Raw genomic sequence first — 24374 nt, forward strand, 5'->3', positions numbered from 1 at the left:
CCGAGTGACCCGGGTGAGCCGGATGCGCCGGGTGAACCCGGAGAGCCCGGTGAGCCACTTCACCTCTCCTACTTGAGCGTCAGGAACCGCTGCGCCAGCGACGCCAGCAGCACCGCGAGCAGGGGCAGCGAGAACCAGAAGCTGCCCTGCAGCCACCGCAGCTGACGTACCCCCGGCCGGACCGCGACCCGGACCACCTCGCGTGCCGTCAGCAGCAGGATCAGGACCACCGCGGCGAGACCGCCGACCACCGACCACGGCGTCCAGGTGATCCGCGGCCCGATCGGCCCCGGATCCGGATTCGCCACCGCGCCCGCGGGCTGCGTCCGCAGCCTGTACATGGTCACGTCGTCGTTGACCAGGACCTTCGTCAGATCCTGCCGGTCGTCCAGGTTCTGGATGAGCCGGCTCTCCCAGGTCGCCGAGTAACCGGCGTCCATCTGGAGAGAGACGACCTGACTCCTGTTGATCATCAGATACGAGTTCGGGCCGGCGTCCTTCAACCCCTTGACCAGCCCTGACACCAGCACCGGGTCGGTCGGCGCCAGTGTCGGCACGTAGTCGACCCGCTCCATGTCCTTCGCGCCCCACGGAATCGCCGGGGTCACGTCGTTGACGGTGTCGTTGCTCAGCCACAGCAGCCGTACGGTCGGCTTGTCATGGGCGTAGACATAGTCCATCGCGGCGACCTCGCCGGGCCGGACCCGCTCGAAGGACTCGTTGCCCCAGCGGGCCACCAGGAAGCCGCCCATGAGCAGCAGCCCCGCCAGCAGCGCGGCCACCGGAGCCAGGCTGACCCGGTCCTTCTCGCGCTCCTTCGCCGTGGCGCCGGTACGCGGGAACAGGGCGAGAGCCGTCAGCAGGGCCGCGCCCGGCAGGGCGAACATGAAGACCCGCAGGGCCATCTCGCCGCCGTACGACTGCATGCCGAAGCCCAGGAACGGGACGAAGGTCAGGACCAGCAGGGACCGCTCGCGGTACCTGTGGAAGCGGCGGCGCCACCAGCCCCAGACGGCGAAGGCCATCATGCTGCCGGCCAGCAGGACCCGGACGTACAGGACCAGCTTGTGGGTCGAACTGCCGCCCTGGATACGGCCGGAGACCGAGGTCGAGACATTGCTGCCGACCCCGCCGACCCCGCCGAACAGGTCGTTGAAGTGACCCGACCAGTACGGCTCGGCCATGAAGCCCAGCCAGACGGCCGCGACCACCCCGAACAGGAGGGGCAGGCCGCGCAGTTCGGACCTGCCGATCAGGACCAGGGCCGCCAGCACGCCCAGCATCACGAACGGGGTCAGCTGGTGCGCCGGGACGGTCGCCGCGTACAGGCCGATCAGCACCATCAGCAGCACGGCCTGCTGGCGTCGGTCGGTCGGCTCGACCTCCGCCTCGCCCGGACGGAACCTCGTCCAGACGACATGCGGGGCGCGGAACCAGACGAGCAGGATCGCCACGAACATCAGATAGAGGAGGTACGTGAAACCCTGCGGGGAGAAGTAGTCCTGGCCGACCCAGCCGCACAGCACGAAGATCCAGATGCCGGTCCACTTCGCCCGCCAGCTCGCCCGCAGCGACCGTACGAGCAGGAACATCGGGGCCAGATAGGCGAGTTGCACGAACGTCGGCCACCAGCGGATGACCTCGGTGAAGTCCGTGACCCCGCACGCCCGGCCGATGAACGCGGCCGCCGCGAAGAAGCCCGGCCAGCTCCAGCGGGCGTCCAGGTCCGGTACGGCCGACCCGGTGCGGTCGATGTAGTCGATGAACCCGAGGTGCTGCCAGGCCGTCGGGAAGCGGGGTTCCGTCTCGATCACGGCGGGCAGCGCGTGCAGCGACACGACCGTCGCCACCAGGGTGACCAGGAGGAGCGCCTTGTGCTCCCGGCGCAGCCAGAGCAGCGCGGCGAACACCGTGACCAGCAGCGCCGCCCCGACCAGCGTCGGCAGCGGCAGCACCGAGATCAGCCCGAGCCCGCCCATCCGGTCCAGGTCGGCGTCGTCGAGCCGGGCGGCCGGCACCCAGTAGAGCAGGAGGGCGGCGATCAGAAGACAGCCGAGGACGACTCCCTGGCGGGTCGGGACCAGCCGTTCCCGCAGCGACGGCGCGGGCTCCGCCGGAGGTTCGGCCGGCACCTCTTCCCGTTCCTCTGCCGGTTCTTGTGGTACGACCGCCTCCCCGAACGGCGCGTCGACCTCCGCCTCCTTCAGCAGCGAGGCCTCGGCCGGCCCGAGCGAGGCCTCCGCGCCCGGCTCCCTCTCCTCCACCGGCAGCCCCAGGTTCCGCGGTGGCCGCAGCGCCCGGGTGGGCCGGTCGTCCGGGAGGACGACGGGCGTGCCCGTGGGCGGGGTTCCCGGCCCCGGGCGGACGTCCGGCCGCCGCTCCACATGGTCGAAGTCCACATGGATGCCGAGGGCGAGGGTGTCGGAGTCCAGCGCCCAGGCCGGACCCCGCCTGCGCGGTGCCGCGGTGGCGGGCGGGACCTCGCGAGCCCCCAGGTCGGCGAGGTCCCCGTCCGGTGCCGCGTCCTCCGGGACGTCGGCCGGGGCCGCCCGGAGGGTCCGCCACAGCTTGGGCGCCGCGATCGTCACGATCACCGCGAGGCTGGAGATCTCGGCCACGCCCGCGCCGGTCAGCCCCATCCGGGGCAGGAGCAGCAGGGTCAGCCCGAGCACCAGCACACACAGCAGGCCCTGCAGCCAGGCCAGTCCGGACGTGCGGCTCTGCGCGCGCAGCACCGCGAAGTACGTCTCCATCACGACCCTGAGCAGCGCGCCGACCGCGAACCAGCGCAGCAGCGGGGTCGCCGCGTCCGCGTAGCCGGCGCCGAACACCCCGAGGATCCAGGGCGCCCCGAAGAACAGCAGCGAGCAGATGGGGATCATGATCCGGGCCATCCGCTTCAGCGCGGCCCGGGTGTTGGCGGCCAGCCGGGCCGGGTCGTGCGAGCCCTCGACGGTCAGCGAGGCGCCCATGTTGATGGCGAGCAGGTTGGTGGTGCCGCCGATGGTGGTGGTGATGTAGAAGTACGCGTTGTCCTCGGAGCTGACCTGGGAGGCGATGATCACCGGGATCAGGTAGACCACGGCGAGGGAGAACAGCGAGCCGGTGTAGTCGCCGGCCAGGAACCTGCCGATCTCCTTCAGTGTGGGCGGCTTGGCGTGCTCCTCGGTCGCCTTGATGTGCCGGGGCACCAGGCGCCGGAACACCAGCCAGCCGAGCGGCACCACCGAGGTGGCGATGGCGGCGACCCAGGAGACGAAGACACCGGTCAGTGGGATCGCCACCGAGAAGGCGACGAGCAGACCCAGCTTGACCGCCGAGAACAGGGTGTTGCCCACCGGTACCCAGGGCGCGTTGCGCAGTCCGGTCAGCACGCCGTCCTGGAGCGTGAGCACGTTCCAGGCGATCACCGCCACGACGAACCCGAGCCCGTTGACCGGCCCGTGCAGGAAGCGGTACGACGGCCCCCACACCCCGAGCGTCATCAGGAAGACGCCGGCCGCCATCGCCACGATCAGCGAACTGCCCACGTAGGTACGGAAGATGAGCTGTCCGGTACGGCGTCCGGCCACCGGGATGAAGCGGGCCAGCGCGCCGGTCAGGGTGACCGCGGTCAGCCCGGCGAGGAACTTCATGGCCGCGATCGCGGCGGAGCCCTGGCCGACCGCCGACTCGGAGTAGTAGCGGGCCGCCGCCAGCCAGAAGCCCAGGCCCAGCACGGCGGAGATGCCGGTGTTGAGCATGAGCGCGTAGGCGTTCCGGAAGAGCGGGCTGCCGCCGGACGAGCTGCCTCTGCCGGGCAGCCGAAGGCGGCGCCCCGACTGCTCGGGCGCCGCGGTGTCGTGGGTCGTGGCCTCGGTTGTGGTGGTCGTCGTGTCAGACACGGGAACGGATGGCCTTCCGGCGGACCTGGCGGGCTCTGCGGAGAACGGCGTACCCCTTGGTGAGGGCACGGTCCTTGGCGAAGGTGCGGGCGATCGCACGGCCTTCGAGCAGTTGTGCGAACTCCGTGGCGTCCGTGCTGCGGCGTACGGTGACGCGGTGCAGCGCGTACGGACCCTGGCGGCGGCGGGCGAGGCCGTTCTCGACGGCGAGCGCCTGGGCGTACCCGGTGTCCCGTACGGCCTGCCGGACCCGGCGGCTGGAGTAGCCGTACGGGTAGGCGAACGAGGCCGGATCGGTGCCCAGTTGCTCGGTGACGATCTCCCGGCACCGCACCAGCTCCTCGCGCAGCCGGTCGTCGGCCAGCTGGTCGAGCTGCGGATGGGTGTGGCTGTGGCCGCCGATCTCGCAGCCGGCGTCGGCGAGTTCGCGCACCTGGTCCCAGTCGAGCATGGCGTCCAGGCCGCCTCCGGTGTCGTACGCGCCCCTGATCCAGCCCGTCGAGACGAACAGGGTGGACGCGAAACCGTGCTTGGCGAGGACGGGCAGCGCGTGCCGGTGCACGCCCTCGTAGCCGTCGTCGAAGGTGATCAGGACGGGCCGGTCGGGGAGCGGGCCGCCGGATCGCCAGCCCGCGGCCAGGTCGGCCGTGCTGACGGGGGTCAGGCCCAGGTCGCCGATGAGTGCCATCTGCTCGGCGAACGCCTCCGGGGCCACCGACAGCGCGCGGGTGGCCTCGTTCGGCGCGGTCGCGACCGAGTGGTACATGAGGATCGGCACCGGCGCCTCAGCCATGAGGTCCCCCCTCCGTCTCAGTCATGAGATCCCCCTCGATCGCGGCGACGGTGAAGGTCGCCCCGCCCCGCCGCGCCCGCACGCTCCCCACCACGTAGCCGCCCGCCGCCGTCAGTACCCCGGTGACGATCGCCCCGGCCCGGCCGGCGCCCCCCGGCCGGGCCAGGAGTGCGTCCCGCAGGCCACGAGCGACCCCCGCGGGCAGCACGCGTGTGGTGTACCGGCGTTCGGACTCGAGTCCCCTGCCGGCGCCCACACTCCGGGCGACCAGGGCCTTGGAGAGGCCCTCGGCGTAGGCGCGGGTGCGGAAGTAACCGAAGTGCTCACGGGCTTCCGGTACCCGGTGGTGGATCACCGCGCGGTCGTCGATGAGCAGCACGGCGTCCGGGCGGGCCCGGCTGAGCCGGATGCACAGCTCGGTCTCCTCGCAGCCCAGCGGGCGCTTGTCGCCGTCGCGTCCGATGCCGGTGGCGAAGCCGCCCGCCGCGTCGAAGGCCGTACGCCGGAAAGAAGCGTTTCCGCCGAGGACGTTGCGGACCCGGACCCGGCCCGGTGGCAGGCCCCGGTAGGTGCAGCCGACGACCCAGTCGAACTCCTCCGGGAACCAGTCCGGTCGGCGCCCGGACGCCCAGACGGGCATGGTCCGGCCACCGACCGCCATCACCTTCGGGTCGGTGTACCCCTCGGCGAAGCGGCGCAGCCAGTCCCGTTCGGCCACGGCGTCGTCGTCGAGGAAGGCGATCACCTCGCCGTAGGAGCAGGCGATACCGGTGTTGCGGCCCGCGGACAGGCCGCGGGGGCCCGCGTTGGCGAGCACCCGCACCTGAGTGGCCTCCTTGTACTCCTTCGTGAGCCGTTCCAGGAGCGCCGGGTTGTGGTCGACGACCAGCAGGGTCTCCAGCGCCGGATACGACTGGGCGCGCACCGAGGAGACCGCCGCGAGGATGTCCTCCCAGCGGTCCTCGGTGTACACGCAGATCACGACGGAGATGTCGGGATCGCTCAAGACGACTCTCCCCGGCCCGTGGTGAGCATCGGGGAGTGCCGCACCCGCCGGCGCAGCGCACGCCGGTTGGAGCGTTCCCCGAGGATCACCTTGAGGACCCGGAACCCGTCCCGCACGGCGCGCAGGTTGCTGGTGCCGTGGATGCGGAGGTACTCGTAGCTGGGTATCTCCTGCACCTTCAGGCCCGCCTTGACCACCCGGACGTTGATCAGAGTCTCGATCTCGAAGCCGGTGCAGTCGAGGTCGATCTTGTCGAGGCAGTGCCGCCAGAAGGCGTTGTACCCGTAGCAGAGGTCGGTGTAGCGGGCGCCGAACTTGCGGTTGACGATCGTGCACAGCGCCCAGTTGCCGAGCTTGCGGATGAAGGTCATGTCGTCCGTGCCGCCGCCGTTGGCGAAGCGTGAGCCCTTGGCGAAGTCGGCGCCCGAGACCAGGGCGGAGACGTACGACACGATCTCGTGGCCGTCGGCCGAGCCGTCCGCGTCCACCATGACGATGATGTCGCCGGTGCACGCCTCGAACCCGGTGATCAGGGCATCCCCCTTGCCCTTGCCGCTCTGTTCGACGACTTTCACGCCGGGCCACAACTCGCGGGCCACTTCCACGGTGTCGTCGGTGGAATTGCCGTCCACAAGAACCACTTCGTGTATCCAGCCGGGAAGTGTCTTGAAGACGTACGGGAGATTCTCCGCCTCATTCATGGCGGGGATCACCACGCTCACCGGCGGTGTGATCGCCAGGTGAGAGGAGATCGGTCGGTATTCGGCAGCCATTAACGGATCTTGGTCCGAGGCCGGCTGGCGCAGAACAGAACTCATGAGTCTTGTCCCTCTCGTCCGGTGGACCGCCCGCCCCTGGGCGGCCCGCTTCTGTGTCCGGTTCGAAAGGGGGGTTCTCACCCGTGGCACGGAAAACGGATCTCCGTATCCGCAGGTGAGCTGGCAAAGCTGGCCGGTCTGCCGGAAAACGGCAGCCGGTCGCGCGGCACGGCTCGGAAACAACAGTGGTCACACTCGAAACGACGGTGGTCATTGCGGTCACCGAGCACGGCACCCCCCTACCGCGCCCCGCCCCGGAACATCGCGGTCCTTGAGCCCTCCCCTAGAGCCGCTTGCTGACGATCCGATGCGGGTGAGATGTACGACGGTATTGATGATTGGACCAGTATGGCAAGGCCTGGAAGTGAGCCTCACGTTTTTGTTGGTTTGGCCGTTACGAAACTTTGGCCGACCTTGTTCTTCAACTCGAACGGATTTTCCCGGTCCGTCGGGATGTCCGTTTGAGAATTCGTTCCACTGGTCGCAGCCGTACCAGCAGAAGCAGCAGAACGCTGAACGCGGTCACGGCGACGACTCCGCCGCGCCAGGACCAGTGGTGGGTGGCGAGCATGCCCTGTGCGATCAGCATGTCCAGGGCGACCGCGCCCGCCAGTGCGGTGAGCACCCGGGCGAACGGATCGAGCCCGCGCAGCGCCAGACCGATCGCCGCGGCCGGCGCGGCGATCAGGAAGAGCAGCGTGAACGGGCCGCGCAGGGGCGAGCCCGAGTCGGTCAGCGCGAGCAGCGCGCCGGTACCGGCGACGGCGGTCGCGGCGCCCGCGAGCAGCGGTCCCAGGTCCCTCCCCGGTCCTGGCCGTGCCCGTTCGTCGCCCGCTGGCGATGGTGTCTTGAGTCGTATGGTCTGCATGGCCGACTTTGCCCCCCAAGGCGTCGGATGCCGGGCTTCAATGTCGCGCAGGAGAACGGGGGGCGTCAAGCGGGTCTCCGGACATGACCGTTCCCCGGAGACACCTGTTGTCTCCGGGGAACAAGTCGTTCGGATTTCTCTACGACACGACCTTCAGGAGCTTGTTCGGCGAGCCGGTGCCCACGCTGGTGAGCACGTTGGACGTCGCTCCGTTGACCAGTGCCGTGGCGACCTGGGCCGGGGTGGCCGAGGTGTGGCCCGCGAGGTATACGGCTGCCGCCCCCGCCACGTGCGGGGTGGCCATCGAGGTGCCCGACAGGGTGGCGGTGGCGGTGTCGCTGGTGTTGTAGCCCGCCAGGATCGAGGAACCGGGCGCGAAGATGTCCAGGACAGAGCCGTAGTTGGAGTAGCTGGCCTTGGCGTCGGAGCTGGTGGTGGCGCCGACCGTGATCGCGGTCGCGACCCGGGCCGGGGAGTACGAGGAGGCGTTGGCGCTGCTGTTGCCGGCCGCGATCGCGTAGGTCACCCCGCTGGCTATGGAGTTGGCGACCGCGGTGTCGAGTGAGGTGGAGGCCGAGCCTCCCAGCGACATGTTGGCGACCGCCGGGGTGGTGTGGTTCGAGGTCACCCAGTCGATGCCCGCGATCACGCCGGCCGTGGTGCCCGAGCCGCTGTTGTCCAGCACCCGCACCGCCACGATGTTGGCCTTCTTGGCCACACCGTAGGTCGAGCCGGCGATGGTGGTCGCCACATGGGTGCCGTGGCCGTTGCCGTCGGAGGCGGTGGTGTCACCGTCGACCGCGTCATAGCCGTAGGACGCACGTCCGCTGATCTGGGTGTGGGTGATGCGCACACCGGTGTCGATCACATAGGCGGTCACTCCACTGCCCGCGGTGTCCGGGTAGGTGTAGGTGCCGGACAGCGGAAGGCTCGCCTGGTCGATGCGGTCCAGGCCCCAGGGGGCACTGGACTGGGTGGTGTCGGTGAGGTGGACCGTCTGGTCCTGCTCGACCGCGGCCACCGACGGGTCGGCGGCGAGTCTCGCGGCCTGGGTCGCCGAGAGCTTGGCGGAGTAGCCGTTCAGCGCCTTGCCGAACGTCTTGCGGACCGTGCCGCCGTACTCCTTGATCAGGCCCTTGCCCTCGGTCGAGGAGGCCTTGAAGCCGGCGCTGTTCTTCAGGGTGACGATGTAGCTGCCCTTGACGGCCGTGGGGGAGCCGGCGTGCAGCACCCTGCCGGTGGCGGGTGCGGCCTGGGCGGGGAGTGCGGTGAGTCCGCCGACGAGGGCGGCGGCCGCCACGGTGGTGACGGCGGCGAACCGCAGCTTCTGGGTACGCAGATGTGCCATTACGAGGGAGTCCTCCTCCAGGCAGCGCGCGTCCGGGTCAGACGCGCGCGGATGTGGGGGTGTGCGCGCGGCTTCGCGCACACGGCCCTGGAGCGTCGCGTTCCGCTCCCGGACCGAGTAAAGAATCAGTTTTCCCGAGGCAAAGGACAAGGGAGTTGACGACCTGTCACGGAGCTGTCATGGACACGCAATCAAACGCACCGGTAACTCACAGGATCGGTCCGGTGAGGACTGGTTGAGGCCCCGAAAAGTTTTGGCATGGACACTTCCCGTCAACACGCGTAGTTGGTACGACAGTTGTGGCAGAGATCCTGCTAAAGGGAGGTTCCATGAGACGTTCCCGAATTACGGCATACGTGACTTCACTCCTCCTCGCCACCGGTCTCGCTCTCGCCGGGGCCGCAACCGAAGCCCAGGCCGCGACCGGGGGCTATGTGGCGCTCGGCGACTCGTACTCGTCCGGTGTCGGCGCCGGCAGCTACATCAGCTCGAGCGGCAGCTGCGACCGCAGCACGAACGCCTACCCGTACCTGTGGAACGCCGCCCACAGTCCGTCCTCGTTCTCGTTCCTCGCCTGCTCGGGCGCGACCACGGACGACGTGCTCTCCGGCCAGCTGGGCTCGCTCAGCTCCTCGACCGCCCTGGTCTCGATCACCATCGGCGGCAACGACGCGGGCTTCGCCGACGTCATGACGACCTGTGTGCTCAGCTCCGACAGCACCTGCCTGTCCCGGATCAGCAACGCCGAGTCCTACGTGGACTCCACACTCCCCGGCAAGCTCGACAACGTGTACGACGCGATCAGTGCCAAGGCCCCCAACGCCAAGGTCGTCGTCATCGGCTACCCCCGCTTCTACAAGCTGGGCACCACCTGCCTCGGCCTCTCCGCGGCCAAGCGCTCCGCCATCAACAACGCCGCCGACTACATCGACACCGCGATCGCCAAGCGCGCCGCCGACCACGGCTTCGTCTTCGGCGACGTCCGCACCACGTTCTCCGGCCACGAGATCTGCTCAGGCAGCTCCTGGCTGCACAGCGTCAACTGGCTGGACATCGGCGAGTCGTACCACCCCACCGCGGGCGGCCACTCCGGCGGTTATCTGCCGGTCATGACCAGCAACGCGTGACCTTCGGTACGTCAGCGGCGGCTTGCCGGAACTCAGTACGAACTCGAAGGTGAAGGCGAAGAGGAGGCCCCGCCGGTCGGGGTCTCCGTCGTTTTCGTACAGGTCACCGAGAACGGCACCGAGTTGGACGTGCCCGTCACCGGGCTGCGCACCTCGACGGCGATCGCGTCCTTCAGCGTCCCGCTGTCGGACCAGGTCGTCACGGTCACCCCGGTCTGCCGGGTCTTCCCGCCGCCGTCCGGGAAGGACAGCGTCTTCCACCCCTGGTCGTCGAGCGACCCCTTCTTCAGCACCCAGCGGTACTGCACCTCCGCGGGCACGCTCGCGACCGTGAACGTCGCCGTGAAGGAGGGGGCCTGCGCGGTCGACGGCGGACAGCTCCCCGAGTAGTCGGTGCGGGATCCGGCCACGCCGACCTTCACACTCTGCGCGGGCGCGCTGCTGCTCGCGGACGGCGACGGGGTCCTGGACTCCGCCTTGCTGCTCTTACTGGGCGCCGGGGAGTTGAGGTTACTGGCCGACTGTCCGGCGCCGGCGTTGTTGTCGCCGTCATCGCCGTTGTCACGGTTGAGGAGGGCGTACGTCAGCCCGCCGAGCGCGAGGACGACCAGCACCAGCCCGATGACCAGCACGGTACCGGCCCTGCGGTTGCCGTCGCGGTCGGACACGGGCGGCCGGGTGTCCGTGGGGGTGGTAGTGGGCAACGGCGGTGTGGGAGACGGAGGCTGAGCCTGGTGGGCGACGCGGGTCGGAGCATCGTACCGCCCCGGGACCGGCACGGTGGCGGCGGTGCCGGGCGGGCCCCCGACAGCGGGGGTACCGCCCGCCGCGACCGACCGCAGGTCCTGCTCGGCCTGATCGGCCGACAGCCGGTCGGCCGGGTTCTTGCGGAGCAGCCCCTCGATGACGGGCGCGAGCGGCCCCGCCCGGTACGGCGGCGGCAGTTCCTCGTCCACCACGGCACGCAGCGTGTTCAGCGGGGTGTCCAGCCGGAACGGGGAGGTGCCCTCCACCGCCGCGTACAGCAGCACCCCGAGCGACCAGAGGTCCGACTCGGGGCCGAACGCGCGCCCCAACGCCCGTTCCGGGGCGAGGAACTCGGGTGAGCCGATCACCTCTCCGGTCATGGTCAGCGCCGAACTGCCCTCGACGGTGGCGATCCCGAAGTCGGTGAGCACCACCCGTCCGTCGTTCGACAGCAGCACGTTGGCCGGCTTCACATCCCGGTGCAGCACGCCGGCGGCGTGCGCGGCCCGCAGCGCGGACAGCACCTCGGCGCCGATGCCGGCGGCCCGCTGCGGGGACATCGGGCCCTCGGTGTCCAGTACGTCGGCGAGGGACACCCCGCGGATCAACTCCATGACGATCCAGGGCCGTCCGCCCTCCATCGCCACGTCGTACACCGTCACCACATTGCGGTTCGCGACCCGGGCCGCGGCCCAGGCCTCGCGCTCCAGACGGGCGTACATCCGCTCGACGTCGGGGCCGGGCAGCCCGGCCGGCGCCCGCACCTCCTTGACCGCGACCTCGCGGCCCAGCACCTCGTCGCGGGCCCGCCACACGGTGCCCATGCCGCCCTCGCCGAGCGGGGACAACAGTCTGTAGCGGCCCGCGATCACTCGCTCACGGCCCGGCTCTTCGGTCACGGGTGCTCCCCACGGCAGCTCGCGCTATTCATCACAAACGTAACTCAGAGCAGTGCGGATGCGGCGCCCTTGAGCACCAATCCGGCGCCCAGGGCCACGACCACGAGCGCCGAGGCGAGCGGGGTGGTCCTGCGGACCAGTGTGGCCATGGGATGGGTGGTCCAGCGAGGGCGTTTGTCCAACACCCGGGTCATTCCCGTACCCAGCTTGACGACGGCGAATCCGGCGGCGGTCAGGGTCAGCGCGAGACCGACGCCGTAGGCGACGACCAGGAGCAGTCCGAACCAGGCCTGCCCGAGGGCCGCGGCACCGACGAGCACGACCACGGCGGAGGGGCTGGGGACCAGGCCCCCTGCGAAGCCCAGGAGGAGGGTGCCGCGGAGGGTGGGGGCCGTGTCGTGGGTGTGGGTGAACCCGCCGTGGCTGTGCGGCATGTTGGTGTGGCCGCTCTCGGGGGCTGCGCCCCCGGACCCCCCTTCGGCCCGAACGGCCTCGTCCTCAAGCGCCGGACGGGCTGTGAGGGGTGCGGACCGGTCGTCGGCCTCAGCCGTCGTGGCGGCGAATGCGGGTGACTGGGCGCCGTGACCATGGCCGTGGCCCTCAGCGTGGGTGTGGCCCTCAACGTGGCTGTGGGTGTGGCTGGGGCCGTCAGCGTGGCTGTGGGTGTGGCCGTGGTCGTGGTCGTGCGCATGACCGTGACCGTGTGCGTGACTATCGCCGTGGCCGTGGCCGTGGCCGTGGCCGTGGCCGTGGCCGTGGCCGTGCGTGAGGGCGTGTACGTCGCCGTGGTCGTGCGTGAGGGCGTGTACGTGACTGTGGTCGTCGCCGTGGTCGTGAGCGCGGGCGTGTACATGGCCCTGCTCGGGTGCTCCGACCAAGGCGAGCTCTCGCTTCTCGGCCACCTCGTGCTGATGGTCGTGCTCGTGGTGATGGCCGTGGGCGTGCGCCTGCTCGTGGGCCCGGTTCCGCCACGCCCTCCGGGTCAGGTTGGCGCCCGCCGCCAGGACCATCAGGCCGCTCGCGATGCCCAGCCAGGCGATCACCGACGGGGTGGCCGCCGAGCCCGCCGTGACCAGGACGCCCAGGGCCACCACGCCCAGCGTGTGGGTGACCGTGACCGACGCGGCCAGCGGGAGGACGTCGCGGAGGCGGGCGCGGCCGCCGCGGGCCGCCGCTGTCGCCGCCATCAGCGTCTTGCCGTGGCCCGGCGCCAGCGCGTGCATCGCGCCGAGGCCGATCGCGATGAACAGCGCGAGAGCCGCGAAGCCGACGCTGAGGTGGTTGCGGGCGACCAGGTCGGTGAGGGCCTGGGTCCAGTGGTCGACGCCCCGGGGGAGGATCGCGGCGCCCGGGGCGTCCTGCCGTTCCTCGGCGAGGGCCGGCCCGCCCGGCCGTACGCGGACGGCGGCGGTCGTGGTGTCCGCCGGGGAGGAGAGCAGGTCCTTGGGGTAGCTGGTGAGTTCGTGGGAGACGGACGTCTTCGGCACGTCCGTTCTCGTCAGCGTCATCCGGTCGCCGCGAGCCGTGATCTCCCGCCAGCCGGGACCGGTGTCGGTGCCCGCGCTGTGGAAGGAGAGGGTGGCCGTGCTGCCCTCGGGGAGCGGCGCGGTGAGGCGGCACTCCACGCGGAGGGTGTTCAGACCGGCCTGGCCGGGACGCAGTTCGGCGTGGCTGGTCGCGACGGTGAGCGTGGTCGCCCTGCCGTCGACGGTGAGCCTGCTGCCGTCCGCCGCGGTCGCGCAGCGCCGCTCGGCCCATTTGGCCGTGCCCAGCCGCTTCAGGTCGGGCTTGGCCTGGGTCGCCGGGATCTCGGCAAGGTCCTCGACATGGTCGACGCGGAGCTGTCCGGGGGCGGCGACGAGACCGTCGTACTTGTTGACGGTGAAGTTGCCGAGCGGGTGGGCGCTCGCGGCCGTGGCCGGCAGGAGCGTGAGGCCGGCGGCCATGACGAAGACCGCGGCGGCGCGGCGGAGGTTCACTTCGAGGCCTCCAGCGCCTTACGGGCCGTACGGGCGCCCAGCGGGGAGAAGCCGGGGTTGAGCTTGAGGGCCTTGGCAAGGGCGGCCCGGCCGGCCGGCCTGTCGCCGTTCGCCAGCTCGATCATGCCCAGGTGGTAGATGAAGGAGGCGTTGCGGTAGCCGGTGGCGGTGGCCCGGCGGGCGTACGGCAGCGCTTCCTTGTCCTTGCCGTTCACGTGCAGCGCCCAGGCCAGCGCGTCCGCCGTGTGCACGGTGTGGCGGCGGGCCCACTCGGCGCGGGCGGCCTTCAGCGCCTCGGCCTTGTCACCGTGGTCGGCGGCGGCGAGGGCGGTGTCGAGGTCGGCGTTGACGCCGTTGGCGCGGGCGAGCGCGATCCAGGCCTCGACGAGCGCGTACTGGTCCTCGGCCTTCGCCTTGTCGCCCTCGGCGCCCCGGTCCTCGTACAACTCACCGAGTTCGACCAGGGGCTGGGGCAGGGGGTAGCGGGAGACGACCAGTTCCATGCCCTTGATGGCGGCGGCCCGGTCGCCGCTCGCCGCCTGGGCGCGGGCCCGGCCCTCCAACGCGGGGAGGTAGTTCTCGTCGGCGGCCAGCGCGCGGGCGTAGTAGTCGAGCGCGCTCTTGTAGTCGCCCTGGTTCCAGGCGAGCAGACCGAGCTGCGCGGCCACATAGGCGATGTCGCCCTTCGAGGTGGCCGTGGACAGCGCCTGTTCCAGCACCTGCCGGGCCGTCTTCACATCACCCCGCAGCTCCCGCACATACGCGTACCGGGTGAACACCGGTACGCCCGGCTTGCGTTGGTCGGCCAGGTCGGCCGCCTTCGCCGCGTCGGCGTAGCGGCCGAGTTCGACCAGGGCATCGATACGGGAGGACAGGGCGCCCGCGTTGTACGGGTTCTGCTGGAGAGCCCGGTCCGCGTAGGTGAGCGCCTGAGCGAACTGGTGCCGGGCGGCGGCCAGCGCGGCCTGGCCGGCCAGTGCCTGGTCGTTGTCCGGAGTGATCTGGAGCGCGCGCTTGAGCGCCTTGTCGGCCTGCGGGTAGCGGGACGGATCGCCCTTGGTGCGCGCCTGTTCGACATAGGCAAGGCCCAGGGTCGCCCAACTGTCGGAGTCCTTCGGCTGGGTGCGCAGATGGGCCTGGAGGGAGGCGATGCTGGTGTCGATGTTCCCGCTCGCGAGGAGCGCGGGTGACACGGCACTCGACGCGGCCATCGGGGTGCCGCCGTCCCCGGACGACCCGAAGGCGATCGCTCCGCCGGTCAGCGCGATCGCCAACAGCACCGCAGAGCCCGCGAGTTGGGCGCGCCGCCAGTTCCGCCCCGCGGCGGCGAAGCGGCGCAGGGCGGTGACCCGCTCGTCGTCCTTCGGGTCGGCGGGCTGCTTGTCGTTCGTACCCGGGGCCATGCCCTCTCCTACATAGATGTACATAGATGTCGCATGGGGTGGCGCGGCCCGCTGCCGTGGGGGATTGAGTGGGAAGCGGGCCGCGCCAGTCAATGGGGGCGTGATGAACGCCCCGCAAGGGGCGTGTCGGATGAGCGGCTACCGCCGGGTGGTCGCGATCGGCCACAGCCGACCCGCGGCCACCCGACGGCCTTGACGCCGAAGGCGACTAGTACGGCCGCTGCATTCGACGGCGACTAGTACGGCCGCTGCATCCGACGGCGCCACCAGCCGAACGCCGTACCGATCAGCAGCACGCCCGCCGCACCCGCGGCCGCGGAACCGGCGATCAGTGTCGTGTCGCTGCCGCTGTCGGAGCTGGTCAGGGCGTCACCCAGAGCGCTCTTCGTGCTGCTCCCGGCAGCCTTGGCGAGCGCTCCGCGCGAACCGGACGTCGGCTCGGCCACGTACGGGAAGTACTTCTCGAAGCCCTTGTCGTTCTTGTCGACCGCGTCGCCCAGGTCGTTCTTGGACCCGACCAGCTCGCCCTCGACGACCTGCAGCGCCTCGTCGATCACGTCGTCGGTGAGCCGGCGTCCGTTCGGGAAGCCCGCGTTGTCACCGTCCAGGACACCGAGCCGCTTGGGCTTGGCGGTGGGCTTGATGGACGTGTTCAGGCGGAGCATCTCCGACGGCGTCGCCTCCGGCTGCTCCGTGTTGAGGCCCTTGACGCCCGTGAGGAACACGCTGACGAGGTCGTTGCGGGGCTCGGACGGCGCCTTGATGTTGTAGATCGCCTCGATGAGCTTCGGGAGCTCCGGGTTGGTCACGTTCTTCAGGAACTGCGCGTCGTCCTTGGGCTGGGACGCGTTGAACTTGTCCTTGTCCTTCTGCGGGTTGACGACCTCGTTGACCAGCGGGTTGCCGAGGCGCGAGACCTGCGCGTAGTAGCCCTGCGCGTTCTTGCGCTGGGTCGTCGCGTAGATGCCGACGGTCGGACGCGACGCCGACTGCCGGATCAGGGAGTTCGGCACCTGGAGGGCGATCGTGTTGACGTTGTAGCCCTTGAGGGTGTCCCGGCCGACCTCGGAGAGGTTGCCGCCGTACAGCAGGTCGAAGACGCGCAGGTCGGCGAAGAACGGGTCGTCCGCCTGCCCGGCGAAGGTCGCGCCGCCGTTCGACGTCTTGTAGATGGCCTGGGAGCGCAGCTTCGCGTAGTTCGGCATCGACGCCTTGCCGACGTCCGACGGGGCCGCCGGGATGTCGTCGGCGACCTTCGTCTTGTACTGCTCCTTCCCCTTCTTCAGCTTGATGAGGTCGATGTCGTACGACTGCGTGACGTTCAGGTCGGGGTCGGTCAGGTTGTCGACCACCCCCGTGTTGTAGAGGAACGTCTTCTTGTTCTTGATCTGGGTGTGGAAGGTGTAGCGGAAGATCAGGTCGTCCAGCGCGTCACCGTTGTTGTCGATGTGGATGTCGTACTGGGCGTCGTCGGCGAACTGGTAGAAGTTCGGGCCGCCGGCCGGTTCCTCGAAGGGGATGTAGTCCGACACGATGGTCGTCGTGTCGGGCTTGTCCGGGCTGACGAACGCGTACAGGTCGGTGTTGTCGTACTGGGGGGTGCCCGAGATGAGCGGGGCTTCCCGGTGGGAGGAGGCAGAGGCCGCTCCCGGTTCCAGCGCGGCGACGCTGGCGGCTGTGATCCCGCCGGTGGCCAGTGCCCCACAGATGAGCGAGACAAGGCCCTTGCGCCCCGCGCCACTCCTGGAGATTAGAGGTGTCATGCCGTCCGTCCCTCGGTCCCAACTTGCTTGACGGACGGGTATACGGAGCAGGAGGGCCGTTTGGATTGGTCCGAAGAAAAAAATCTTTTCTTCCTGCTCGACCCGCGTTTTTGCCTCCCGCATACGTACTTCTGCCGGAGGTGCGTCAGTTGCGAATGCCTGGTGTGGGAGGACGGGCCGGGTGCGGCCACAGAAGGGGGAACGGGGTGGAGGCGGACGAACTGCTGGTGCTCGTCGCGGCCGGCGACCAGAAGGCGTTCGAGGACCTCTACGGACTGGTGTCCGGTCCGGTGTTCGGGCTCGTACGGCGCGTGGTCCGCGACCCCGCCCAGTCCGAGGAGGTGTCCCAGGAGGTGCTCCTCGAACTCTGGCGCTCCGCACCCAAGTTCGACCCCGAGCGGGGCAGCGCCCTCTCCTGGATCCTCACCCTCGCCCACCGCCGCGCCGTCGACCGGGTGCGCAGCGCCCGCGCGGCAGGCGAACGCGAACAGCGCGAGGCGCTGCGCGCGGGCGAGCCGGCCTTCGACCAGGTCGCCGAGGAGGTGGAGGCCGGCCTGGAGCGCGAATGGGTACGCCGCTGCCTGGACCGCCTCACCGCCCTCCAGCGGCAGTCGGTCACCCTCGCCTACTACGACGGCTACACGTACCGTGAGGTGGCCGAGCGGCTCAAACTGCCGCTGGGCACGGTCAAGACACGGATGCGCGACGGACTCACCCGGCTGCGCGACTGCCTGGGAGGTGTCGCATGAGCCTGGTCGGCCGCCTGCTGCACCGCGAGGACCTGCACTCGCTGGCCGCGCCCTACGCCCTGGACGCCCTGGAGCCGGGCGAACGGCGCCGCTTCGAGAAGCACCTCAAGGACTGCGACCGGTGCGCCGCCGAGGTCCGGGCGCTGACCGAGGACGCGGTACGGCTGGCCTGGTCCACGGCCGCCCCGCCGCCCCTCGCGATGCGCGACCGGGTGCTGGCCGCCGTACGCGCCACCCCGCAGGCACCGGCCCCCGCCCGTGAGCGCGTCCCCAATCTGCCGCCGCACGTCTGGGGCGGGCAGCCCCCGCCGCCGCGCAGACGGCAGCGGCCCCTGTTCGTGCCGTTCGCCACCGCCACCGCGGCCGCCGCGCTGGTCGTCGCCTCCCTCTTCGCGGTGCAGGCCGGCCGGACCCAGGACCAACTGGACGCGGAGCGGGCCCAGTCGCGTGAGATCGCCCACGTTCTGGCCGCGACCGACGCCCGTGCGACCAGCGGCAAGGACGCCCAGGGCCGAAGTATCGGCGCGGTGGTCTCCGCATCGCAGGGGCAGGCCGTCGTCACGCTCAGCGGATACGGCGCCCTGTCGAAAGGGCGCGTGCACCAGCTCTGGCTGATGCGCCCCCATGTGCAACCGCGCTCCCTCGGGCTTTTCAAGGCCGACACGCCCTTGGTCGCCACGGGTCTCGACAAGTCCGCGACATCACTCGCCGTAACCGTCGAGCCCGCGGGGGGCTCGGCGCAACCCACCAGCCAGCCGGTTGTCCAACTCGCCCTGAAATCGGTCGGATTCGGAGAGTAGTCGTCGAGGGGTCGTCAACAGCCTTGCGGGGAAGGTGAATCCTGTGACCGCGATACACGAGTGCCCCATCGGGGCGATAGGGTTACCCTGCCCGGGCCGGGTGGACTCGTACGGGTGGGGAGTGACATGGATCAGATAACACGCAGCAGGGCGAGGGTTCCTGCGATCACCTGCGGGAGCGGCGCCACCAGTTCGCGCCTCGACCGCCATCTGTCGGTGCTGGCGGGTCCCGCCATACCGCAGCAGCAGGCGGTCGAGGCGACGTCGCTGATGCGTGAGCTGACCGCGCGTGAACCCGCGCAGCGCAGCGACCGGGGTGCGCGGGTCAGCCGCGTCTCCCTCTTCGCGCCACTGCGTCGGCTGCGCCGTTCGCTGTTCGGCGGTAGCGACAAGCACTGACCGCCAGGCTCGCGCTCAGGCAGCCACACCGTCCCGGCGCAGCGCTGCTCTTTCGGCGTCCGTCATCCCCACGGCACGCAGCAGCGCCTCGGTGTGCTGTCCGAGCGCGGGCACGTCCCCCATCCGCGCCTCGTCCCCGCCCGGCAGCGTGATGGGCGGCAGCAGCGCACGCAGCGGCCCGACCGGCGACCCCACCTCCCGCCACCGCTCCCGGGCCGCCAGCTGCGGATGCTCCGCCACCTCGTGCAGGTCCCGCAGCCGCGCGCACGCGATGCCCGCGGCTTCGAGGCGCGCCACCGCCTCGTCGGCGCCGACCGCCCCGAGGGCCGTCGCGACCAGCTCGTCGGTCCGGGCCCGGTTCGCCACCCGCGCCGGGTTCGTCGCGAACGCCGGATCCGAACCCAACTCCGGCCGCCCGATCACCTGTTCGGCCAGTCGTCGCCACTCCCGGTCGTTCTGCACCGACAGCAGCACCCGCCCGCCGTCCCCGGTCGGGTAGGCGTCGTACGGCGCGATCACCGCGTGCGCCAGACCGGTACGCTGCGGCGGGGTCCCGCCGTGCAGGGTGTGATGCAGCGGATGCCCCAGCCACTCGGCCAGCGCGTCCAGCATCGACACCTCCACCGGCCCGCCCCGGCCGGTCGTGCCGCGCCGCACCAGCGCCGCGAGGACGCCCGAGAAGGCGTACATGCCCGCCGCGATGTCCGCCGCCGGGATCCCGGCCTTCACCGGCTGCTCCGGCGTCCCGGTCACCGAGACCAGGCCCGCCTCGCACTGCACCAGCATGTCGTACGCGCGTTTGCCGGCGTACGGTCCTGACGCCCCGTATCCGGAGATGTCCACGGCGACCAGGCGGGGGTGCGCGGCGCACAGCGTGGCCGCGTCGAGGCCGAGCCGGGCGGCGGCCCCGTGCGCGAGGTTCTGCACGAAGACGTCCGCGTCCGCGACGAGCCTGCGCACGACGTCCAGGCCGCGCGGGTCCTTCAGATCCAGCGCGATGGACTCCTTGCCCCGGTTGCACCACACGAAGTGCGAGGCGAGCCCTTGGGCGGCGGTGTCGTAACCGCGCGCGAAGTCGCCGCCGTCGATCCGCTCGACCTTGACGACCCTGGCGCCCAGATCGGCGAGCTGCCGGGTGGCGAAGGGCGCGGCCACGGCCTGCTCGACGGCGACGACGGTGATGCCCTCCAGGGGCAGCGGGAGACGGTCCATGGGCGGGATCATGTCCCGCGACCGGCGCTTCTGTCAGCAGCGCCGCCACGACCGGGGCGGTCCGCCGCGTCACTGCCGCTGGGGCAGTTGGTCGCGTCGGTGCTGCGGGGCCGGTCGGTCGCGGTGGTGTTGCCGGTGCCGTGGGTGGTGTCAGTCGCGGCGGTACCGGCGTACGGCCAGTGGCAGGAAGACGGCGATCAGGAGCGCGCTCCAGGCGAGCGAGCCCGCGACCGGGTGGGCCACCGGCCAGGCGGCGCCGTCCGGGACGGGCGCGTTGCCGAAGAGGTCGCGCAGGGCCGTCGTCACCGCGCTGATCGGGTTCCACTCGGCGGCCGTGCGCAGTCGGCCCGGGAGGTTGCCGGTGGGGATGTAGGCGTCGGAGAGCAGCGGCAGGACGAAGGACGCCGCGCCGAGCTGACCCGCGGCCTCCTCGCTGCGGCTGAGCAGACCGAGGAAGATGCCCACGGACGTGCAGGCGAACCGGAACAGGAGCAGCAGCCCCACCGCGCCGACGGCCGCGACCGCCGATCCCTCGACGCGCCAGCCCACGGCGAGGCCCACCAGGAGCAGGGGCACGGTACCCACCGTGGTGACGACGAGATCGGCCACGGCCTGCCCCAGCGGTACGGCGGCCCGGCTCACCGGCATGGTCCGGAAACGGTCCGTCACACCCCGGTGGGTGTCCTGGGCGGCCTGGAACATTCCGGTCATCACCCCGCCGGCCGCGGTCGCCACCAGCAGCCCCGGCACGAGGAAGGAGCGGTACTCCGGGCCCGGCATCGCCAGCGCGCTGCCGAAGACGTAGCCGAAGAACAGCAGCATGTTGACCGGCATCATCTGGGTGAGGACCGCCAGGCCCGGGCTGTTGCGGACCCGGCGCAGCTGCCGGCCCACCATCACCGCACCGTCGTACGCGAGCGCGCTCATGCGGGACTTCCCGTCAGCCGGAGGAACACGTCGTCCAGGGTCGGCGGTCTGAGGCTCGCGTCGAGCAACGGCACCTCCGCCGAGTCGAGTTCGCGTACCAGGCGGGGGAGGGTGAGCGTCGGGTCGGTGGTGAGGGCGCCGACGGTGTGCCGGTCGTGGTCGAACCGCGGCTCGGTTCCGGTGAGGTGGTCGAGCACGGCGGCGGCCTTCGCCAGCGCGTCCGGATCGGCGACCACCGCCTCCGCGTACCAGCCGATGAGCGCCTTGAGCTCGGCGGGGGTGCCGGTCTGCGCCACCCGGCCCTCGTCCATCAGCACGATGTCGTCGGCGAGCCGGTCGGCCTCCTCCAGGTACTGCGTGGTCAGCAGCACGGTCGTACCCTCCGCCGTCAGCTCCCGCACCGCGTCCCAGATGCCGTTCCTGCTGACCGGGTCGAGGCCGGTGGTGGGCTCGTCGAGGAACAGCACCTCGGGCCGGCGCACCAGGCTCGCCGCGAGGTCGAGGCGCCGGCGCATACCGCCCGAGTAGGTGGCGGCCTTGCGGTCGGCGGCCTCGTCGAGGCCGAAGCGGTCGAGCAGTTCGGCCGCCCGGTCGTTCGGCCCCCGCACCCGGTGCAGGCGGGCGAACAGGCGCAGGTTCTCGCGTCCGGTGAGATCGCCGTCGACCGAGGCGTACTGCCCCGTGACGCCGATGCTGCGGCGCACGGCCGCCGCCTCCCGGACGAGGTCGTGCCCGGCGATGCGGGCGGAGCCCGCGTCCGGCCGCAGGAGCGTGGTCAACAGCCGTACGGCCGTCGTCTTCCCCGCCCCGTTCGGCCCGAGCAGTCCGCAGACCGAGCCCCGCCGGACGGCCAGATCGAGACCGCGCAGGGCGTGCACAGCGCCGAAGCGCTTCTCCAGACCTTCACTAAGTACAGCGTACGTAGTAGCCATGGGTCGACCATAGCGCACTACGTACGGTGTACGTAACTAGCATGGTGGGCGAGGTGATGACCGATGTCAGTCCGAGGGGCCGAACCCGAGGTGATCTGGGCCCGCCCCGAACGGGCCGGGCGCGGGCCGAGGCCCGCGTTCACGCGCGCCGACGTCGCGGCGGCCGCGGTGCGGATCGCCGACGCGGAGGGGCTGGACGCCGTGTCGATGCGGCACGTGGCGGCCGCGCTGGGGTGCGGGACGATGTCCCTGTACAACTACGTCCCCCGCAAGGAGGACTTGTACGAGCTGATGGTTGACGCGGTCGCCGCGGAGCACGAGCTGTGGGTGCCGACGGGGGACTGGCGGGCCGACATGGTGCGGGTCGCCGAGCAGACGCGGGAGTTGATGTACCGGCATCCCTGGATGCCACGTCTCATGTCACCGGTCTATGGGTTCAGCCCCCACGCGCTGCGGTATCTGGAGCACTGTCTGGCCTGCCTGGATCCGCTGGAAGCGGCGTACGGGACGAAGCTGGAGCTGATCGCCATGGTGAACGGCGTGGTGACCACCTATGTGCGGAACGAACTCGACACGGCCGAGCGGACTCGGAGTCTGCCGTGGTCGGAGCAGCAGGAGAACGCGGTGCGGATCGCCTATCTCGGGGGGCAGATCGCCTCGGGGGCGTATCCGCGGATGGCCGCGGCGTTCGCCGAGGATGCGGGGCCGATCGATCTGGAGGCGGTTTTCCGGCGGGCGCTGGACAGGGTCTTGGACGGGTTCGCGTCCTAGTCCCCGAAGCGGTCGGTCACAGCAGCGTCAGCTGACCCGCCGGGCCTTCTTCCGTGTGTTCCAGGATCGACGCCGGTTTGCGGGACGTCTCCGGTGGGGGGAGTACGCCCGCTGTCGTCAGGTCGGTTGCCGTGATCGGCGACGTGATCTCCAACTCGGCCCGCTGGGCGCGTACGTCCGCCATCAGGGCCAGGACCGTGATCAGCTCCAGCAGATCAGACGTCCATGACTGGGGCCAGGTCCGCGGAACGATCGCCGCGAGAGTCCCCGGTTCCGCCGGGGTCGTCCGTGCCGCGAACCATGCCTCCAGGATCTTCACCTCACCCATCGCGAACTCCCACGCCTGCGGTGGCACCGGGGAGATGCGGCCCTCGTCGATGTGCAGGGCCTCCTCCTCGGGGTCGTAGCGGATCGTGAGCGGGCGGGAGGGAAGCGGGGCCCGGACGTAGGGGCGCCGGCCGCCGGGGAGCTTCGGGCGGCCGCCGTCGCGCCGGAGCAGCCACAGGGCCCGGTGGCCCAACTCCACGCCCTCGGCCCAGAGGCCGGCGTCCTCGGTGAGCGGGACCGTGTGGTCCGGGCGGATCGTCGCCAGGGTCCAGGCCAGCACGTCCGGCGGGGTGAGAGCGCGGTCCAGACGGTCGGCCAGGTGCCTCAGCAGGCCCGGTGCCAGGTTCGGTTCCCTGCCGCCGGGACGCCGGTAGAGGGGGCGGACGCGGCCGGCGCGCAGGGTGGGGAGGAGGGAGGTCGCCAGCAACGGCATGCCCTCCGCCGACTCCACCGCGAAGATCTGCTGGTCGTCCGCCGTCCGCCACAACTCCGGACGAGCCGTGTCGATCAGGCGGTGGTCGGGGATCAGCCACTGCTCGTCGAAGGGGGCCGAGAGCACCCGGACCGGGTCCGGGAAGGGGGACGAGGCCTGCTCCAGCCGCTCCGTGCCGGTGGACCGGCCCGGGAGCTGCGCCACCGCCGAGTGGACCGTCCGGGCGCGCGTCGGTTCGAACAGGGTCTCGCGGTCGGCGCCCTCGGCTTTGAGCAGGGCGTCCCAGCGTGCCTTGAGGGTCGCCGGGTCGGGGGCCGTCGGCCACCCCCGGCCGAGCCGGAGTGGTGCGACGGACCACGGCATGAGGTCCGCCAGCAGCGGAGCGTCGTCGCGCGTCACGCCCGGCATCGTACGACGAGTTCAGGTGGCGTCGAGGGTGACCGTGAAGGAGAAACGGTCGCCCCGGTAGTGGATGACCGCCAGGTCCAGGACCCGGCCGGCGGTGTCGTAGGTGACGCCCGTGTAGTGCAGGATCGGGCTCAGGAGGGGGACTTGCAGCAACCGGGCCGTCTCCGGGTCGGCCAGCCGGGCCTCGACCGTGTCCGTGATACGGCTGATGTCCGCGCCGACCACGTCGCGGAGCACCTTGGTCATGGGCCGGCGGGCCAGGTCCTCCGGGTCGATGCGCTCGGCCAGTTCGGGGCGGACGTGGTTGCGGGCGTGGTTGGTCGGCTCGCCCGTCTGTTCGTCACTGCGCAGGCGGTGGTACGTCGCCACCTCGTCGAGATCCGGGAAGTACTCGGTGAGTTCGCCCGTCACGGGTGCCGTGCCGTGGTCCAGCAGCTCGGCCGTCATGCCGGACTGCTGGGCCACGATGGCGTCCACCGAGCCGAGGAGCCGCACCGGATTGCCCCGCCGGGCGTCCGGTTCGATGAAGGTGCCGCGGCGGCGGTGCCGGCTGATCAGACCCTCGTTCTCCAACTCCTTCAGCGCCTGCCGCATGGTCAGCACACTCACGCCGTAGTGCTCCGCCAGCTGTTCCTCGGTGGGCAGCCGGAGCGGGTCCCGGGGCGAGCGGCCGAGTATCGAGGCGCGCAGCGACTGCGACACCTGATACCAGAGCGGCAGCTTTCGGTTCAGGACGATCGAGTCCGGGGCGAAGGAGGTCACGGGCCATCCGTACCGGTAG

General features: G+C 71.0%; 20 protein-coding genes. 5 read left to right on the plus strand and 15 right to left on the minus strand.

What is annotated here, in order from left to right; genetic code table 11:
• Positions 1–68: 68 nt before the first annotated feature.
• From ACZ5K7_RS23920 to ACZ5K7_RS23945, 6 genes are all read right to left on the minus strand, one after another.
• Entirely contained in the window at positions 69–3884 is a 3816-nt protein-coding gene (locus tag ACZ5K7_RS23920) for a lipopolysaccharide biosynthesis protein (RefSeq protein ID WP_468915934.1), read from the minus strand.
• Positions 3877–4677: a polysaccharide deacetylase family protein gene (locus ACZ5K7_RS23925; RefSeq protein ID WP_468915937.1), complete on the minus strand. Its 801-nt coding sequence runs from the start codon at positions 4675–4677 to the stop codon at positions 3877–3879. The genes ACZ5K7_RS23920 and ACZ5K7_RS23925 overlap by 8 nt, the downstream gene beginning before the upstream one ends.
• Entirely contained in the window at positions 4670–5683 is a 1014-nt protein-coding gene (locus ACZ5K7_RS23930) for a glycosyltransferase family 2 protein (RefSeq protein WP_351699677.1), read from the minus strand. Before ACZ5K7_RS23930 ends, ACZ5K7_RS23925 begins: the two co-directional genes overlap by 8 nt.
• On the minus strand, positions 5680–6501 hold the full coding sequence (locus tag ACZ5K7_RS23935) for a glycosyltransferase family 2 protein (RefSeq protein WP_468915941.1): 822 nt from the start codon (positions 6499–6501) through the stop codon (positions 5680–5682). Before ACZ5K7_RS23935 ends, ACZ5K7_RS23930 begins: the two co-directional genes overlap by 4 nt.
• 421 nt (positions 6502–6922) lie before the next feature.
• Entirely contained in the window at positions 6923–7369 is a 447-nt protein-coding gene (locus ACZ5K7_RS23940; protein WP_351699681.1) for a hypothetical protein, read from the minus strand.
• A gap of 139 nt (positions 7370–7508) precedes the next feature.
• Positions 7509–8717 (minus strand): S8 family peptidase, encoded by a 1209-nt coding sequence (locus ACZ5K7_RS23945; RefSeq protein WP_351699683.1) that lies wholly within the window; start codon positions 8715–8717, stop codon positions 7509–7511.
• A gap of 329 nt (positions 8718–9046) precedes the next feature.
• Here ACZ5K7_RS23945 and ACZ5K7_RS23950 point away from each other — a divergent pair, with 329 nt between their 5' ends.
• Positions 9047–9844 (plus strand): SGNH/GDSL hydrolase family protein, encoded by a 798-nt coding sequence (locus tag ACZ5K7_RS23950; protein WP_468915943.1) that lies wholly within the window; start codon positions 9047–9049, stop codon positions 9842–9844.
• 32 nt (positions 9845–9876) lie between these two features.
• Here the strand turns inward: ACZ5K7_RS23950 and ACZ5K7_RS23955 are convergent, their stop codons facing one another.
• The 4 genes from ACZ5K7_RS23955 to ACZ5K7_RS23970 form a co-directional block, all read right to left on the minus strand.
• Positions 9877–11490 (minus strand): serine/threonine-protein kinase, encoded by a 1614-nt coding sequence (locus tag ACZ5K7_RS23955; protein WP_468915945.1) that lies wholly within the window; start codon positions 11488–11490, stop codon positions 9877–9879.
• A gap of 44 nt (positions 11491–11534) precedes the next feature.
• Positions 11535–13436 (minus strand): urease accessory protein UreH domain-containing protein, encoded by a 1902-nt coding sequence (locus ACZ5K7_RS23960; RefSeq protein WP_468916109.1) that lies wholly within the window; start codon positions 13434–13436, stop codon positions 11535–11537.
• A 29-nt stretch (positions 13437–13465) separates the two neighbouring features.
• Positions 13466–14872, minus strand: a complete 1407-nt coding sequence (locus ACZ5K7_RS23965) for a tetratricopeptide repeat protein (RefSeq protein ID WP_468915947.1) — start codon at positions 14870–14872, stop codon at positions 13466–13468.
• Positions 14873–15108: 236 nt separating this feature from the next.
• Positions 15109–16635, minus strand: coding sequence for a DUF4331 domain-containing protein (locus tag ACZ5K7_RS23970; RefSeq protein ID WP_351699690.1), 1527 nt, complete (start codon positions 16633–16635; stop codon positions 15109–15111).
• A 206-nt stretch (positions 16636–16841) separates the two neighbouring features.
• Here ACZ5K7_RS23970 and ACZ5K7_RS23975 point away from each other — a divergent pair, with 206 nt between their 5' ends.
• From ACZ5K7_RS23975 to ACZ5K7_RS23985, 3 genes are all read left to right on the plus strand, one after another.
• Positions 16842–17384, plus strand: a complete 543-nt coding sequence (locus ACZ5K7_RS23975) for a sigma-70 family RNA polymerase sigma factor (protein WP_351699692.1) — start codon at positions 16842–16844, stop codon at positions 17382–17384.
• Complete coding sequence (locus ACZ5K7_RS23980; RefSeq protein ID WP_468915949.1) at positions 17381–18184, plus strand: anti-sigma factor; 804 nt, start codon at positions 17381–17383, stop codon at positions 18182–18184. The genes ACZ5K7_RS23975 and ACZ5K7_RS23980 overlap by 4 nt, the downstream gene beginning before the upstream one ends.
• Positions 18185–18310: 126 nt before the next feature.
• Positions 18311–18583, plus strand: coding sequence for a hypothetical protein (locus ACZ5K7_RS23985; protein WP_351699696.1), 273 nt, complete (start codon positions 18311–18313; stop codon positions 18581–18583).
• Between the two features lie 15 nt (positions 18584–18598).
• Here ACZ5K7_RS23985 and ACZ5K7_RS23990 read toward each other — a convergent pair whose 3' ends face one another.
• The 3 genes from ACZ5K7_RS23990 to ACZ5K7_RS24000 form a co-directional block, all read right to left on the minus strand.
• Positions 18599–19795 carry a CaiB/BaiF CoA transferase family protein gene (locus tag ACZ5K7_RS23990; RefSeq protein WP_351699698.1) on the minus strand — a complete coding sequence of 399 codons (1197 nt, stop codon included), beginning with the start codon at positions 19793–19795 and terminating at the stop codon, positions 18599–18601.
• Between the two features lie 150 nt (positions 19796–19945).
• Positions 19946–20722 (minus strand): ABC transporter permease, encoded by a 777-nt coding sequence (locus ACZ5K7_RS23995; protein WP_468915951.1) that lies wholly within the window; start codon positions 20720–20722, stop codon positions 19946–19948.
• Positions 20719–21654, minus strand: coding sequence for an ATP-binding cassette domain-containing protein (locus ACZ5K7_RS24000; RefSeq protein ID WP_468915953.1), 936 nt, complete (start codon positions 21652–21654; stop codon positions 20719–20721). The genes ACZ5K7_RS23995 and ACZ5K7_RS24000 overlap by 4 nt, the downstream gene beginning before the upstream one ends.
• A 63-nt stretch (positions 21655–21717) precedes the next feature.
• Between ACZ5K7_RS24000 and ACZ5K7_RS24005 the strand changes: the two genes are divergently transcribed.
• Positions 21718–22425, plus strand: coding sequence for a TetR/AcrR family transcriptional regulator (locus ACZ5K7_RS24005; RefSeq protein ID WP_468915955.1), 708 nt, complete (start codon positions 21718–21720; stop codon positions 22423–22425).
• A gap of 16 nt (positions 22426–22441) precedes the next feature.
• Here ACZ5K7_RS24005 and ACZ5K7_RS24010 read toward each other — a convergent pair whose 3' ends face one another.
• On the minus strand, positions 22442–23593 hold the full coding sequence (locus ACZ5K7_RS24010) for a type ISP restriction/modification enzyme (RefSeq protein WP_351699735.1): 1152 nt from the start codon (positions 23591–23593) through the stop codon (positions 22442–22444).
• 12 nt (positions 23594–23605) lie between these two features.
• Positions 23606–24355, minus strand: coding sequence for a GntR family transcriptional regulator (locus ACZ5K7_RS24015; RefSeq protein ID WP_351699737.1), 750 nt, complete (start codon positions 24353–24355; stop codon positions 23606–23608).
• Positions 24356–24374: the final 19 nt, after the last annotated feature.

The organism is Streptomyces sp. NPDC031497 (assembly GCF_055580905.1).